The organism is Legionella adelaidensis (genome assembly GCF_900637865.1).
GTDB classification, from domain to species: domain Bacteria; phylum Pseudomonadota; class Gammaproteobacteria; order Legionellales; family Legionellaceae; genus Legionella_A; species Legionella_A adelaidensis.
Window position 1 is genome coordinate 1 of record NZ_LR134430.1, and the last position, 15226, is coordinate 15226.

Consider the following 15226-nt stretch of genomic DNA (forward strand, 5'->3'; position numbering starts at 1 on the left):
GAATCCGTAGTCTCTGGGTCCAGGGCAGATGTTGCTTCATCGCATAATAAAATTTTAGGAGAGCAGGTAAGCGCCCGGGCAATAGCAACGCGTTGTTTCTGCCCACCACTTAATTGATCCGGATAGGCATGTGCTTTATCGGTTAACTCGACAAGGGCAAGTAATTCATCAATCTTAATTTTGATGTCTTCTTCACTAACTCCCTGAATCCGCATAGGCAAAGCAATGTTGTCATAAACGTTTTTAGAATTAATTAAATTGAATTGTTGAAAAATCATTCCAATTTTATGACGAGCTTCCCTTAACTCCCTAGGCGATAACTCCATCAAATCCACTTGATCAACAATAACTGAACCCTCTTCAGGCCGCTCAAGCAAATTAACACACCGCAGCAAAGTTGATTTTCCAGCGCCACTCTTACCAATGACGCCAAAAATCTCACCTTCCTGGATAAATAAATGAATATTTTTCAAAGCAATATGATTGCCAAAAGATTTTGTTATATTGGTAAGTTCTATCATTTTGATACCAGTTATTTTAAGCTGGCGGAAAGCTGGGAAGGAAAGCAAACCCCGCTTTAGCCGTATTTTTAAAAGCGCCCGCAAGCTGAGTGTTCAAATCGGCGCGAATCGGCATTTTAACGTAAAAATACAGCACTGTAAATTTATATGTAGCGCTGCGCGAAGGTCTAAATGATTGTAAGCGCTGAATATTAAAATATCCCGAAATTAAATTAAATGCTTCATTGATTACCCTAGAGTCGCATGTTAGATTTCTACACCAAAATAAAAACACTATGGAACAATAATGCCTAAAAATAGCTTGTCCAATCATAAAGTACGTGAACAGGGTTTGTTATCCTTATTAAAAGCAAGCAAACTGGATACCCAAATAGAAGATTTAAACGATTCTGAACCTTTTATTGCTATGCAATTGAAGACTGCACACAGTTCTATAGTCCATGATTTAGCTAGTCTTTTAAAAATTCAAGAAGTGAAAAGTCTTAATGCTGTAGAGCTCATGCTGCGTACTTTAGAAAATTCGACGACTACTCAAACAGAAAATTTAAGAGCATGTCTTGGGTTGTTTAACATATTTGCCAATAATATCAGGCTGGATACGGAAACTTTTGAATTGTGTTGTGATTTACCAACCCTGGAGATTGCTAGCTTATTTTCAAGCGTACGACATAATTTGCAACGCGTAACGGGCACCCAGCTTCGCTTTAATTTAGAAGAGTATCTAAAGAGCCAATCTGACTCTTATTTTCAATTAGATAAGGGGATGAATGGGCAACCGACCTTGGTTTTAAATGGTAAGGTGTTAGAAAATAACCCTGTGTATTTTGTGCAGGAAGAAGTAAATGCAGACCAAGTACGGGTTTCTCCTTTCGTTTATCTTCCCCAGCAACAAACCCCGCCAGTATATCATTTCGTGTTAGACCTTTCTGGGAGTATGAGAGATGATAGAAAAATAGATGAATTAAGAGATAGCGTGAGGAGGTTTGCTTACGTTCTTTTTAATTATCACCAAAACGCGGAATTACACATACATGTTTTTAATACCCAATTAAGCTTAGTTGGCATATTTAAGGCAACGGATGAGAAATTCCAACGAACGATTGACCAATTGACTCCAAGTGGGGAAACAGCGCTGTATGCAACTGCGGAAAAAATGCTTAAGGTATTATCGCAAAGTCCAGTACAAAATAATGTTTTATTGTTTACCGATGGCCGTGATACCCGTCCTACACAAGATTTAAGTTATTTAGATAAAACTCTGGGTGAATTTGCTCCTTCTCAGTTAGCCAGAAATAAGTTTTTTATTGTCAGCTATGAAACACAACCCGATAGGCTAACAGAATTAACTCAGCGCTTTGGCTCAGCATTTATTCTATATAAAAGCCCGGACTTACAAAGGGCTTTAAGCGATCATAATCAATTAGCAGCCTGGGCTGCGGCAAGGGATTTATTGACCGTACGCGTTTGTATCCAACAAACGAGTGAGAATAACACCCATACTGTTTGGGCAGAGCCTGGGCAAGTCGTACCGCTACCGTCTATTATCGTGAATAAAGGTCATACGGTTGAAATTAATGTTGGAACTTCATTGCAACCTGCTTTAACTCAAGCATCACTGGATATTCCAGCAAGGCCCCAGGTTGTTAGTGAGGACACAAACACCGAAACTGCTGCCGCAGCTCCAATAGAAGGTAAACGAGAGCAGCAACCTATAGAACAACAACAAATCCACGATGCGGGCTTAAGTGTATTTTCTTCCGCGCCAAGATCACGTTTACGGCGGGTAGGTGAGTTACTTGATAATGCAAGGAAAAATTGTACTGTAATGTAATAAATGTAGTCTGGTTGGCAAGCAATCGGGCTACGGTTCTACATTAGTTGATGTAGGTTGGCGCCAAAGGCCCAACTAGGGGATCTTGAAAGGAGTGTTGGGCCTTCGGCGCCAACCTACATTGCATATACAATAGAGGATTTAATCGCATTTTACTGCTTGAATACTTCCATAAATCGCAAAGGGTTTATTATTACTAAAAGCCCAATAGCGGTCCCCATAAGACCAATGCCAATACTCAGTAGGATAGTTAGTGAAGCCTGCTTCGGTTAATGCCTTGATCATGAGTTGGCGATTTTTCCTGGCTGTTTCAGAAATGGCGCTAGAGCCGGTTAAGGAGAGCTCGCCGTCTTTGTCTTTCATCCAATCTTTTGGGTGAATTCCCATATCGTAAGCTTCCCCCTTATCATTAACTAAATAAACGTCAATGGCCGCTCCTGTAGAATGCGGTGGGACATTCTTTGAGCCATCTTGATTAATCACCGGCGAGACCAGTTTTGTAGTTTCTTCAAAAATTTGGTCTAAGGACCAGTCGGGGTGTCTAGCTTTAGTATTTTTGTATTGCGTATCAAAAAGCATTTTTTGCAGCTCTAGACTACGATAGCCTTCGTAAAGACAAAAATGCATGCCTTGCGGCAATAAATTACTTGCCTGCTTTAGCTTTTCATAAACTGTTTTGCGCAGATAGGTATAATTTGTATTATTCGGAATTTCTGGGGAGGGGCCAATTAAAATCTCTGCTTGCTCGGTTAAGTTAACAAAACATTCATTGTTCTCACGAATAGGAATTCCAAGAACTTTAGGATCTGCAATTAAAGTAATAGTCGATGGTACAGCATATATACATTCAGACATGAGTATCCCCAATATAAATACCAAAAAATAAAATACCCTAAGCATTATAAAACCTTTAACTCATCTCTATTTTTAAAAAATTCTAAAGCTTCTGGATTCGCCAAGGAACGTAAATTATTTACAGCCCGTCCATGAACTACTTCCCTTACTGCCAGTTCAACTACTTTTCCATTAATGGTACGCGGAATGTCGCCTACTTGAATAATTTTTGCAGGAACGTGCCTGGGGGAAGCATTATCGCGAATAGTTTGAATAATTTTCTTTTTCAAAGGTTCATCTAATATTAATTTTTCGCGTAATTTAACAAATAAAATTACCCGCACATCATCTTCCCAATCTTGCCCAATTACAACACTATCTAAAACTTCCGCAATTTTTTCCACTTGACGATAAATTTCAGCCGTCCCAATGCGCACACCACCTGGATTTAATACCGCATCCGATCTGCCATAAATAATTAAACCGTTATGAGGGGTAATTTCAGCGAAATCGCCATGCGCCCATATAGTAGGAAAACGCTCAAAATAAGCATGCGTAAATAATTTTTTATCAGGGTCGTTCCAAAAACCAATAGGCATAGTAGGGAAGGGTTTGGTGCAAACTAACTCGCCTCGGGCTCCTTTAATGGATTGCCCTTGATCGTCAAAAACATCAACAGCCATACCTAAACCAAAACATTGAAGCTCACCTCTATAAATAGGCAAAATAGGGTTGCCTAAAGCAAAGCAAGAAACAATATCTGTCCCTCCCGAAATAGAACAAAGTTGCACATCGGATTTTATTTTTTCATAAACAAAATCATAGTTTTTGGGTAGCAAAGGTGAGCCGGTAGACAATATACAGCGCAAGTGGGAGAGTGAGAATTGCTCTTTTGGGGCAATACCTGCTTTTTCTATGGTGGAAATAAATTTAGCACTCGTACCAAAGACACTGACTTTTTCTTTTTCAATTAGCTTAAATAATTGCGAAGCATCAGGATAAGTTGGAGAACCTTCGTATAAAGTGAGTGTTGCCCCTCTAGCCAAAACAGAAACCATCCAGTTCCACATCATCCACCCACAGGTGGTATAAAAAAATAAGTTATCTGTCTCGCTTATATCAGAATGCAGCGCCAGTTCTTTTAAATGTTGTAAAAGCACGCCACCGGCTCCATGTATTATACATTTCGGTTTTCCAGTGGTGCCGGAGGAAAAAAGAATATAAAGAGGGTGGGCGAATGGTAAGGAAGTAAATTTTTCTGGCGCACCTGGTTTTATAAATCCATCCCATAAAATTGCCTTTGGGAAAAGGGTCTCAGCATCTTGAATTTTTAAAACCGGACACACTACCACTTTTTCTACAGTGGGCATGAGCTTCGTTATTTCTTCCCCTTTTTCAAGATCATTAAAAATTTTGCCATTATATTGATGCCCATTACTGATAAACAAAAGCTTGGGTTCTATTTGACCTAATCTATCAAAGGCTGAATTTAAACCAAAATCGGTTGAACAAGATGACCAAATGGCGCCAATGGAAGCAGTAGCTAAAAATGCTATGACGGTATAGCTTACATTGGGCAGAATAGCAGCGACGCGATCCCCTTCTTTTATCCCGGCTTGCCGCAGTCCTTCGGCACATGCCATGACTGCTTCTTTCAATTCTTTATAAGTGAGTGTGTAACGATTATTCTGTTCATCTACGCTGATAATGGCGAGAGAGTCATCGTTTTTCTGTAAGAGTTGTTCTGCATAATTTAATTTTGCATCGGCAAACCAACGTGCGTCTAACATTTCTTTATATGAATTTAAGATTTCAGTTGGTGCGGTATCAAACTGAATAGAAAAAAACTGGCTCAAAGTTTCCCAAAATACCGCGCAGTGATTAATTGACCATGCATGTAGCTCTGGGTAGGTAGTAAAATGCTGTCCGTGGCGATCATTAACAAATTGCATAAACGCCCACATATTGGTTTTTTCAGGATGTAGAGGTTTCCATACAACAACATTGTCCATATTAACTCCTAACTACACGGATTTCCTAGTAACGCGTTGGCTACTTTTGATTGGTTTTTTCTCCCAATGAGGGTACAAATTTTTTCCCCTGCTGCAACAACTTTATAAATATCAACCCCGGTCTCTATTCCCAAGCCATGCATCATGTACAAAACGTCTTCCGTAGCTACATTTCCTGTCGCGCCTTGTGCGTAAGGACATCCGCCTAACCCTGCAACCGAGCTGTCAAAACGCGCAATACCGCATTGCAGGGAAGTATAAATATTAGCGAGTGCTTGGCCGTACGTATCATGAAAATGCATGGCTACTTGTGAAAAAGGAAGACAGTTATCCAAAGCTTTAATCAGTTCAAATGTTTGCTTTGGTGTCCCCACGCCGATGGTGTCCCCGAAGCTTATTTCATCTACTTTCATGCGCAAAAGTTGTTTGGTGACTTCAATGACTTGCTTAGGAGTAATTGTTCCCTCATAAGGGCATCCTAAAACACACGAAATATAAGCACGAACGTATATATTCTTTTCTTTTGCTTTAACCACAATGGGGGCGATTCTTTCTAAACTCTCGGCAATAGTACAATTGATATTGCGCTGGTTAAAAGTATTACTTGCTGCGGTAAATACAGCTATGTGTTTAACTTGGGCTTCCAGGGCTCTTTGCATACCTTGTTCATTGGGAACTAAAGCGGAGTAGTGGATAGCGTCCTCTTTTTTAATCTTTTGATAAACCTCAACACCATCGGCTAATTGAGGGATTGCTTTAGGAGAAACAAAACTGGTTACTTCAATATTTTTTAAACCGGTGCAACTCAATAAATTAATAAATTCTACCTTCTTCTCGGTAGGTACGAATACGGATTCATTTTGCAAACCATCCCTGGGACCTACTTCTATAATTGTTACTTGTTGCGGATAATTCATCGGTAGTCCTTTAGAGATTTCTGCTATTGTTCAAACTCCATAGCAACCAATTCAGCACCTTCATTCACTTGAGCGCCTACATCATAAAATATATCTATCAACAATCCATCTTGCGGCGCATGGATAGTATGTTCCATTTTCATCGCTTCTAATACCACTAAACTTTCGCCCGCTTTAATTTTATCTCCCTTATTTTTTAATATAGCTACAATAGTGGACGGCATAGGGGCGGTTAATTGGCCAGCTCCCGATGATTCAGATATTTTTTCCCAAGTAAAACGTTCAACGGTGAAAGAACCTTGCTCACTATAAATATGAATGTGGGATGAAGTTCTGTCTGCATATAAGTGGAGGCTTTCTTGTTGGGAATATAAATAAAAAACCTCTCCTTTTTTGCTGATAGAATATTGTTGTGTTTCTTCATGGAGTTTTAATACTACTTCATTGTTAGCAAGAGGATGCACCTCCATGTGAAAAATTTCTTCATCAATGCGATAACTATAAAACCAGGAACTGGAAAGGTGCATTTGCCAGGCAAAGGTGTTAGCCCACAGCGGGTCTTGATTTTCTTGCAGTAAAGAAAAGTACTCTACACAGGCTGCCCAAAATAATGCTTTTTTTGTAGCAATAGGAGTGAAAGAAAGTTTTTCTTTATTTAAAAAATCTGTGCTTAAATTTCCTTCTATAAAAGCGGGGTGACGAAGAATCGCTTGTAAAAATGAAAGATTGGTTTTTACGCCTCCAATATAGTATTGCTTTAAAGCCTGCAGTAACTTTTGGGCAGCTTCTTGCCTTGTCTTACCCGAGACAATAAGTTTAGCTATCATCGGATCATAAAAACGACTGATAGCTGAACCCTCAATAACCCCTGTATCAATACGAATACTTTCGCCTTTTGGTTCTTTTAAAAAATGAATGGTACCTATAGAGGGTAAAAAATCATTACCAGGGTCTTCGGCATATACTCGGCATTCTATCGCATGGCCGTTTGCTACTATTTCATGTTGTTGCAAGGGGAGCGGCTCATTGGCGGCAATTCGAATTTGCCATTCCACCAAATCTAAACCCGTAATCATCTCGGTAACGGGGTGTTCTACTTGGAGGCGAGTATTCATCTCCATAAAATAAAAATGTTCTTCTGCTACTAAAAATTCAATGGTGCCGGCACCTCGATAATCAATTTTTTTAGCCACGGCAATAGCAGCTGCAGCGAGCCCATCGCGTAATTTCTTACTTAAGTTGGGGGCAGGGGCTTCTTCAATAATTTTTTGGTGCCTGCGCTGAATAGAGCAATCACGCTCAAATAAATGGACAACATTGCCATGGTTATCTGCCATTATTTGCATTTCTACATGGCGCGGACGCAAAAGCAGTTTCTCAATAATAATGGTGTCATCTGTAAAACTCGATTTTGCTTCGCGTTTGGCGCTTGCTAATGCCATGGCAAAATCGTTTTCTTCATATACTGAACGCATTCCTTTGCCGCCGCCTCCCGCCGCGGCTTTTAGAAGTACAGGAAAGCCAATTTTTTTTGCTTCTTGTAAAAGTGTCTTTTCTCTCTGGTCTTGTCCATGATAGCCGGGTGTTAGAGGTACGTCACTTCCCTCCAAAATTTGTTTTGCATATTGCTTGGAAGCCATCGCCTCCATTGCTGATACGCTAGGACCAATAAAAATTATTCCTTCTTGTTCACAAGCAATAGCAAATCGAGGGTTTTCCGAAAGAAACCCATAACCCGGATGTATTGCTTGTGCGCCACTCTGTTTGGCAACGGCAATAATAGAATCAATATTCAAATAGCTTACTGAAGCAGGGGCCTCGCCAATATAAAAAGCTTCATCCGCCTCGCGGACATGGAGGCTGTCTTTATCGGCACTGGAGTATACAGCCACAGTGGCAATACCCATACGGCGAGCCGTGCGTATAATGCGACAGGCAATTTCTCCACGATTAGCTATGAGTATTTTTGTAAACATATTACTCCATGAATATTTTCATATACCATTTATCGGTGGGATTGATGGGCGACAAGGCCCGAGAGAGCTAACATTCATTTGCTAATCCCAAACGACACTTTCCTTACGCAAAAAAGCCTGCAATCCCTTTTGTCCTTCGGCAGAAACCCGTTTTTTCGCAATCAGTCTTGCTGTTTTATGTTGCAATTCTAAATCAATTGGATACCCACTCACCTCGGTAACCAAGGTTTTTACCTCACTTACTGCTTGTGGAGCCAAACTGGCAATACGTTGTGCGTAGTCTAAAGTAAATGAAACCAGCTCATTGCCAGTAACACAATGCTGCACCAACCCCAACGCCAATGCTTTTTTCGCATCAAATACTTCCGCACTCATAAATAAAGCATTCGCCGCGCGAGGGCCTATGGCTCGAATTACATAAGGACTAATCACAGCTGGAATAAGACCTAACTTTACTTCAGAAAAACAAAATTTGGCAGAGTCAGCGGCAATCCCTATATCGCAAGCAGCCACCAAACCTGCACCTCCGCCAAAAGCAGAACCTTGCGCCATCGCAATAGTGGGTTTGCTACATTTGTGGAGGGTATACATTAATTTAGCAAGAACCATAGCATCCGCAATATTTTCCTCTTCCGTAAAAGAGGCCATACGTTGCATCCATTGCAGGTCGGCGCCTGCAGAAAAATGCTTACCATTTGCTTTTAACACAATAACGCGCACGCCAGAATTTTTTTCTGCAGCATCTAAAATATTTTGTAATTCTGCAAGAAAGACGTCATCAAATGCATTATGTTTTTCAATGCGATTAAACGTAACCAGTAAAACTTTTTCCTGTGTTTCTTGTAAAATGTCAGACATAAGATCCTTTTGATCTTGGGTTTGTTGGGCCTTCGGCCTGAGGGAGCCGCTCATTTTTTTAAATCCCCTTTACAAACAGGGTAAAAAGGAATTTTTCAATATATTCTAATTGAAAACAAGCCATCAAGTGATCAATCTTCTCTAAATGTAGGTTGGCGCCGCCAGGCCCAACATTCATTAGCGAGATTGTTTGTTGGGCCTGGCGGCGCCAACCTACATTTTATTATTATTTCCCCGGAACTAGCCAAAAATCGAATTTACATCCTAAAAACACCAAAATGGGTATCACTAATAGGCGCATTCAAAGCCGCACTCAATCCTAACCCTAATACTTTGCGCGTATCTGCCGGTGCGATTACGCCATCATCCCATAACCTTGCGCTCGCATAATAGGGATTGCCTTGCACCTCATATTGCTCGCGCATACCGATTTTAAATTTTTCCATTTCTTCAACAGGCCATTCCTTTCCTTGTTTTTTATACTTATCCTGATTAATTTGCGCCAATACATTAGCCGCTTGCTCGCCACCCATAACCGAAATACGGGCATTAGGCCAAGACCATAAAAAACGAGGGGCAAAAGCCCGGCCGCACATAGCATAATTACCCGCGCCAAAACTTCCGCCCACTATCACGGTGAATTTTGGTACATTTGCACATGCCACAGCAGTCACCATTTTTGCCCCATGTTTAGCAATTCCACTGGCTTCATACTTACTCCCAACCATAAATCCGGTTATATTTTGCAAAAAGAGCAAAGGAATTTTTCTTAAAGTACAAAGCTCGATAAAATGTGCCCCTTTTTGTGCACTTTCACTAAATAAGATCCCATTATTGGCGATCACCCCAATGGGGTAACCAAAAAGGTGTGCAAATCCGCATACCAAAGTATTTCCATATAAAGCTTTAAATTCATCAAATTGAGAGCCGTCTACAATGCGGGCAATTACTTCGCGAATATCAAAGGGCTTGCGACTATCAGTTGGTATAATCCCATTCAACTCTAACGGATTGTATGCAGGTTCCATACTTTCACGACGCTGTAAGGGGTATAGTTTTGAACGATTTAAATTGCTAACACATTCACGCGCTAAAAAGAGGGCATGTTCATCATTTTCTGCATAGTAATCAGCCACCCCCGACTGTTTACAGTGCACATCTGCTCCACCCAATTCTTCTGCGCTAATTACCTCACCTGTTGCGGCTTTAACTAAAGGGGGCCCACCTAAAAATATGGTGGCCTGATTACGAACCATAATTGACTCATCGGCCATAGCTGGAACATAAGCCCCACCAGCGGTACAAGACCCCATGACTACAGCAATTTGAGGAATATTTTTAGCAGACATATTGGCTTGGTTAAAAAAAATACGGCCAAAATGATCCCGATCGGGAAATACTTCGTCTTGTCTTGGTAAAAATGCCCCTCCCGAATCAACTAAATAAATACAAGGCAAATGATTGGTTTCAGCAATTTCCTGGGCGCGCAAATGTTTTTTTACAGTAAGAGGATAATAGGTACCACCTTTTACCGTAGCGTCATTGATTATAATCATGCATTCCTGATTAGCGACCCGGCCAATTCCCGTAATTAATCCCGCAGCAGGAACCTCATCTTCATATACTTTATATGCCGCTAATTGAGAAAGTTCTAAAAATGGGCTGCCGGGATCTAATAAATGCTGTAATCGCTCCCGAGGAAGTAATTTTCCATGTTTACGATGGCGCTCCCGTGCTGACTCTCCACCGCCTTGTGCCACTTCTGTAACTATTTTTTGTAAATGAGCAATTAAGCTGTCCATAGCTGCTTGGTTATTTTTAAATTCCGAGCCAGCCGTATTTAATTGGCTAATGATTTTTGTCATTCAAATCCAAACCTTTGTATTGAATATTGGGCCTTGCGGCTTGAGGGAGCGCCATATTTTTTAACATAGTAACGTAGCCAAGGTGCAAGACTACGTACTTCTTTCCTAACGAATAAGTACCTTACTTAACACCAAAATTAACCACAACAGCCAACTGAGAGGAATTAAATAAGGCATATTTTCGCCTTTTATCAAACGATAAATTAAAGCCGGTATAGCGGCAATGCCCACCGGAATAATTACTAAAGTAAATACTTGACGAACAATATTACCCAGGCCAACGCTACTAAAGACGGGTGCTAATTCCACATTCGTCCAGGTATAAACCATATCAATGTATACAATCAATAGTTGCGCGTATTCAGCAAAGATAACTACTAGGATACTTAAGAATAAATATAATAAACTTTGTCTTGTGATGTCTTTCATTACATTATCTCAATGGCCATTGCCGTTGCTTCCCCACCGCCTATACACAAAGAGGCGATCCCCCGTTTCATTTTTTGTTGCTTTAATGCATAAATTAAAGTAACCAATAAGCGCGCGCCTGATGCGCCTATTGGATGACCTAAAGCACAAGCCCCTCCATGGATGTTTACTTTGCTTACATCAAGCTCTAAATCATGAATAGCCGCCAAAGCGACTACAGCAAATGCTTCATTAATTTCATAGAGATCAACATCTTCGGGTAACCAGTTAATTTTTTGCATAAGTTTGCGAATGGCTCCTGCAGGGGCTGTAGTAAACCATTGGGGTTCTTGGGCAAAACTCGCATGACCTACAATCCGAGCCAAAGGGGTTAACCCTCTTTTTTGTGCCTCCGCAGCAGACATGATTAATAAGCTCGCAGCACCGTCAGAAATTGAGCTGGAATTGCCCGCAGTGACAGTTCCATCAGTTAAGAATGCAGGTTTCAATTGTGCAATTTTCTCAAGCTTTGCATAATCAGGTCCTTCATCTTTATCAATGACGATCTCATTTTTGCGCGAAACAACCTTTACAGGTGTAATTTCCTCAGCAAACAGATTATTTTCTTGCGCTTTTAGGGCCCGGCTCATAGAGTTATAAGCGAGCTCATCTTGCGCTTCGCGGGTAAAATTAAATTTTTTCGCAGTTTGCTCTGCAAAATACCCCATTAACTTACCTTTATCATACGCGTCTTCTAAACCATCAAGAAACATATGATCTTTGATTTCGCCATGTCCTAAACGATAACCAGAGCGGGCTTTTTGTAGTAAATAAGGAGCATTACTCATGCTTTCCATACCACCCGCCAATACCACATTCGCCGAGTTGGCTTTGATCAAATCATGGGCAAGCATTACTGCCTTCATGCCCGAGCCACACATTTTATTAATGGTCATGGCTCCTTTAGAAAAAGGCACCCCGGCAGCAATAGCTGCCTGGCGAGCAGGTGCCTGGCCAATCCCTGCTTGCAAAACACAGCCGCTAATTACCTCATCGATATCTTCAGGACTAATCCCTGCTTGGGCAAAAACAGCTTTATGTGCATAAGCACCCAATTCGGGAGCCGTTAAGCTAGAAAGATTACCTAACATGGCGCCTGCTGGCGTGCGTTTAGCCGCAACAATCACCACATCATCATTATTCATACCATTCCTTATTAAACGGTTTCATTAAACAATTCACGACCAATAAGCATGCGGCGAATTTCTGAAGTACCTGCTCCGATTTCATATAATTTCGCATCACGAAGTAATCGTCCAGTAGGGTATTCATTGATATACCCGTTCCCTCCTAAAATTTGAATGGCTTGCAATGCCATTTGGGTAGCTTTTTCGGCGGTATACAAAATAACGCTCGCTGAATCTTTACGATCAGCTTGTCCCCGGTCACACGCTTTAGCCACGGCATATAAATAAGATCGGGAAGCATTAAGCTCAGTATACATGTCGGCGATTTTACCTTGAATAAATTGAAACTCCCCAATCGCTTGATTAAATTGCTTGCGCTCGTGTACATAAGGAACTACCGTATCAAGACAAGCTTGCATAATTCCAACGGGACCTGCTGCTAAAATAGTACGTTCATAATCTAAGCCACTCATTAAAACTTTTGCACCACGGTTTAGCTCACCGAGTAAGTTTTCAGCAGGAACCTCACAGTTATCAAATACCAGTTCGCAGGTATTGGAGCCACGCATGCCCAATTTATCTAACTTTTGGGCCGTGAAAAAACCTTTAAATCCTTTCTCAATAATAAAAGCACTAATACCTTTACTACCCGCTTGTTTGTCTGTTTTAGCGTAAACAACAAGTACATCTGCATCAGGACCATTGGTGATCCACATTTTAGTGCCATTGAGAATAAATTTGTCGCCAGAGCGGGTAGCTTGTAGTTGCATACTAACTACATCAGATCCCGAATTGGCTTCACTCATAGCCAAGGCGCCAATGTATTCCCCTTTAATAAGCTTAGGCAAATAGCGCTTTTTTTGCTCGTTGTTGCCATTTAAATAAATTTGATTGACACATAAATTGGAATGGGCGCCGTAACTTAAACCAATGGAAGCAGAAGCCCGGGAAATTTCTTCCATGGCAATAGCATGGGCCAAATAACCCATATTGGCACCACCATATTCTTCGCTTACGGTAATACCAAGTACTCCCAAATCACCTAATTTTCGCCATAAAGGATTGGGAAAAGCATTATCTTCATCAATTTTAGCGGCCAGGGGTAAAATTTCGTGAGTGGCAAACTGATAAACGCTTTCACGCAATAAATCATACGTTTCGCCTAAATCATGTTGTAAACCAGTATACATAGGACACTTCCTGTTGCTTAAGCAAGTACGCTAAACTATAACTCTCATAACTGCCGTTCTTCAAGCAAATTAGCTAAGGAGTTTAGAATGCGTAAATTAGTTCTCTGGGGGCATCATGTTGATGAATACCAAGAAATGTTTGACATGACCAGGGCTGATTTTAATTCCAGCATTTTAGAATATGGTTGCGGACCTAGTGCAATAAATAGTGAACTGCATAAGAGTAACTCCCATATTGTTAGCTGTGATCCCTTATTTAATTTAGATAAAAATAAGTTAATTAATGAGGTTGAACAGATTTTTCAAAAGATGGTTAAAAGAGTAGAACAAGACGAAGAAAAATTTGATTTTAGTAGCTATGGTGGACTTTCCGGTTTAATTGAAAAAAGAAAGCAAGGAATGAAAGAGTGTTTTGAAGATTACAATCAAGGGAAAGAAGAGAAACGCTATCGCTCAGAAAGCGGTCTGGAATTACCTTTCCCCGATTTTACATTTGATTTTGCCTTAAGTTCCCATTATTTATTTGCGGCACTGGACAATAAAGATGTAGATTACTATCTGCAAGCTATTAGAGAATTAGCAAGAGTGGCAAAAGAAGTAAGAATTTTCCCTTTAGTAGACCGCTTTGGCCAGCTTTCCCCTTTTGTAGGTCCGGTATTATTAGGATTACAGCAGGAAAATTATGGGGTTGAGATAAGAGAAGTGGCTTACCGCTTGCAACCAAAGGGAAATGCCATGCTAAGAGTATGCGCACAACAATGTGCGGTAACGTAGCAATGTGCAGTCATGTAGGTTGGTCCCAACAAATCAAGTTCAATCAACATTGCATGTTGGGCCGTTGGCACCAACCTACATAGAATCTAAAATGTATAAAAAAATTATCCGACCACTCCTCTTTACCCTCCCCCCAGAAACTGCGCACGCCTTCACCTTGAATATGCTTCACTTTCTCCCATCCTTTCTCTTTCCCAAACCGCAATTGAGCCCAGTAAAAACCTTAGGCTTAACTTTCGATCACCCCCTAGGCCTTGCCGCCGGCCTCGATAAAAATGCCGAACATCTCAACGCGCTAGCCAAATTAGGATTTTCATTTATAGAAGTAGGAACAGTAACCCCAAAACCACAACCAGGTAACCCAAAACCGCGGCTGTTTCGCATACCCGAAGCATGCGCTTTAATTAATCGCATGGGGTTTAATAATAAAGGAGTTGATGTATTAGTTGAGAACGTAAAAAAAGCAAATTACCAGGGTATATTAGGAGTTAACATAGGAAAAAATAAAGACACACCGCTTAACCACGCCATTAATGATTACTCCCATTGCTTACAAAAAGTTTACCCCTATGCGTCTTACATCACCGTAAATATCTCCTCGCCCAATACCCCGGACTTACGGAAATTACAAACCGAAGAATTTTTAAACGATCTATTGTTACAACTAAAAAATCAACAATTGGAATTAGCCGAAGTACATAAAAAATACGTACCGTTATTAGTTAAATTATCGCCTGATGAAACTGAAGAAGATCTAAAGAGAATAGCGGAAAGTATTTTAACGTATCGCTTTGACGGAATAATTGCTACCAACACCACCAATAACCACGAATCTATTAAAAACCTCCCCCAT

At 40.7% G+C, this 15226-nt stretch carries 11 protein-coding genes and 2 pseudogenes; 3 read left to right on the forward strand and 10 right to left on the reverse strand.

Annotation, left to right across the window (positions count from 1 at the left end):
* Positions 1-2: 2 nt before the first annotated feature.
* A pseudogene (locus EL206_RS06855) lies at positions 3-521 on the reverse strand (methionine ABC transporter ATP-binding protein); the annotation flags it as partial.
* A gap of 286 nt (positions 522-807) precedes the next feature.
* Between EL206_RS06855 and EL206_RS06860 the strand changes: the two are divergent.
* Positions 808-2352, forward strand: a complete 1545-nt coding sequence (locus EL206_RS06860; protein WP_058461323.1) for a vWA domain-containing protein — start codon at positions 808-810, stop codon at positions 2350-2352.
* Between the two features lie 141 nt (positions 2353-2493).
* Here the strand turns inward: EL206_RS06860 and EL206_RS06865 are convergent, their stop codons facing one another.
* From EL206_RS06865 to EL206_RS06905, 9 genes are all read right to left on the reverse strand, one after another.
* Positions 2494-3207: a M15 family metallopeptidase gene (locus EL206_RS06865; RefSeq protein ID WP_058462334.1), complete on the reverse strand. Its 714-nt coding sequence runs from the start codon at positions 3205-3207 to the stop codon at positions 2494-2496.
* Between the two features lie 44 nt (positions 3208-3251).
* A complete protein-coding gene (locus tag EL206_RS06870; protein WP_058461324.1) occupies positions 3252-5198 on the reverse strand; it encodes an acetoacetate--CoA ligase in 1947 nt (648 codons plus the stop codon).
* Between the two features lie 8 nt (positions 5199-5206).
* Positions 5207-6115: a hydroxymethylglutaryl-CoA lyase gene (locus EL206_RS06875; protein WP_058461325.1), complete on the reverse strand. Its 909-nt coding sequence runs from the start codon at positions 6113-6115 to the stop codon at positions 5207-5209.
* Between the two features lie 23 nt (positions 6116-6138).
* Positions 6139-8091, reverse strand: a complete 1953-nt coding sequence (locus tag EL206_RS06880) for an acetyl-CoA carboxylase biotin carboxylase subunit (RefSeq protein ID WP_058461326.1) — start codon at positions 8089-8091, stop codon at positions 6139-6141.
* Positions 8092-8172: 81 nt separating this feature from the next.
* Positions 8173-8949 carry an enoyl-CoA hydratase-related protein gene (locus EL206_RS06885; RefSeq protein ID WP_058462335.1) on the reverse strand — a complete coding sequence of 259 codons (777 nt, stop codon included), beginning with the start codon at positions 8947-8949 and terminating at the stop codon, positions 8173-8175.
* A gap of 257 nt (positions 8950-9206) precedes the next feature.
* On the reverse strand, positions 9207-10814 hold the full coding sequence (locus tag EL206_RS06890; RefSeq protein ID WP_058461327.1) for a carboxyl transferase domain-containing protein: 1608 nt from the start codon (positions 10812-10814) through the stop codon (positions 9207-9209).
* A 105-nt stretch (positions 10815-10919) separates the two neighbouring features.
* Positions 10920-11243, reverse strand: a complete 324-nt coding sequence (locus tag EL206_RS06895; RefSeq protein WP_324607123.1) for a hypothetical protein — start codon at positions 11241-11243, stop codon at positions 10920-10922.
* Positions 11243-12427, reverse strand: coding sequence for an acetyl-CoA C-acyltransferase (locus tag EL206_RS06900; protein WP_058461328.1), 1185 nt, complete (start codon positions 12425-12427; stop codon positions 11243-11245). The genes EL206_RS06895 and EL206_RS06900 overlap by 1 nt, the downstream gene beginning before the upstream one ends.
* An 11-nt stretch (positions 12428-12438) precedes the next feature.
* Positions 12439-13599 carry an isovaleryl-CoA dehydrogenase gene (locus EL206_RS06905; RefSeq protein ID WP_058461329.1) on the reverse strand — a complete coding sequence of 387 codons (1161 nt, stop codon included), beginning with the start codon at positions 13597-13599 and terminating at the stop codon, positions 12439-12441.
* A gap of 87 nt (positions 13600-13686) precedes the next feature.
* Between EL206_RS06905 and EL206_RS06910 the strand changes: the two genes are divergently transcribed.
* Together EL206_RS06910 and pyrD are read left to right on the forward strand one after the other, a co-directional pair.
* Positions 13687-14373, forward strand: coding sequence for a methyltransferase domain-containing protein (locus tag EL206_RS06910; RefSeq protein WP_058461330.1), 687 nt, complete (start codon positions 13687-13689; stop codon positions 14371-14373).
* Positions 14374-14464: 91 nt separating this feature from the next.
* A pseudogene (gene pyrD / locus EL206_RS06915) lies at positions 14465-15223 on the forward strand (dihydroorotate dehydrogenase (quinone)); the annotation flags it as partial.
* Between the last annotated feature and the right edge of the window lie 3 nt (positions 15224-15226).

Coding starts and splice junctions, on each gene's coding strand:
- EL206_RS06860 (WP_058461323.1), top strand. CDS start 808: ATGCCTAAAAATAGCTTGTCCAATCATAAAGTACGTGAACAGGGTTTG.
- EL206_RS06865 (WP_058462334.1), bottom strand. CDS start 3,207: ATGTCTGAATGTATATATGCTGTACCATCGACTATTACTTTAATTGCA.
- EL206_RS06870 (WP_058461324.1), bottom strand. CDS start 5,198: ATGGACAATGTTGTTGTATGGAAACCTCTACATCCTGAAAAAACCAAT.
- EL206_RS06875 (WP_058461325.1), bottom strand. CDS start 6,115: ATGAATTATCCGCAACAAGTAACAATTATAGAAGTAGGTCCCAGGGAT.
- EL206_RS06880 (WP_058461326.1), bottom strand. CDS start 8,091: ATGTTTACAAAAATACTCATAGCTAATCGTGGAGAAATTGCCTGTCGC.
- EL206_RS06885 (WP_058462335.1), bottom strand. CDS start 8,949: ATGTCTGACATTTTACAAGAAACACAGGAAAAAGTTTTACTGGTTACG.
- EL206_RS06890 (WP_058461327.1), bottom strand. CDS start 10,814: ATGACAAAAATCATTAGCCAATTAAATACGGCTGGCTCGGAATTTAAA.
- EL206_RS06895 (WP_324607123.1), bottom strand. CDS start 11,243: ATGAAAGACATCACAAGACAAAGTTTATTATATTTATTCTTAAGTATC.
- EL206_RS06900 (WP_058461328.1), bottom strand. CDS start 12,427: ATGAATAATGATGATGTGGTGATTGTTGCGGCTAAACGCACGCCAGCA.
- EL206_RS06905 (WP_058461329.1), bottom strand. CDS start 13,599: ATGTATACTGGTTTACAACATGATTTAGGCGAAACGTATGATTTATTG.
- EL206_RS06910 (WP_058461330.1), top strand. CDS start 13,687: ATGCGTAAATTAGTTCTCTGGGGGCATCATGTTGATGAATACCAAGAA.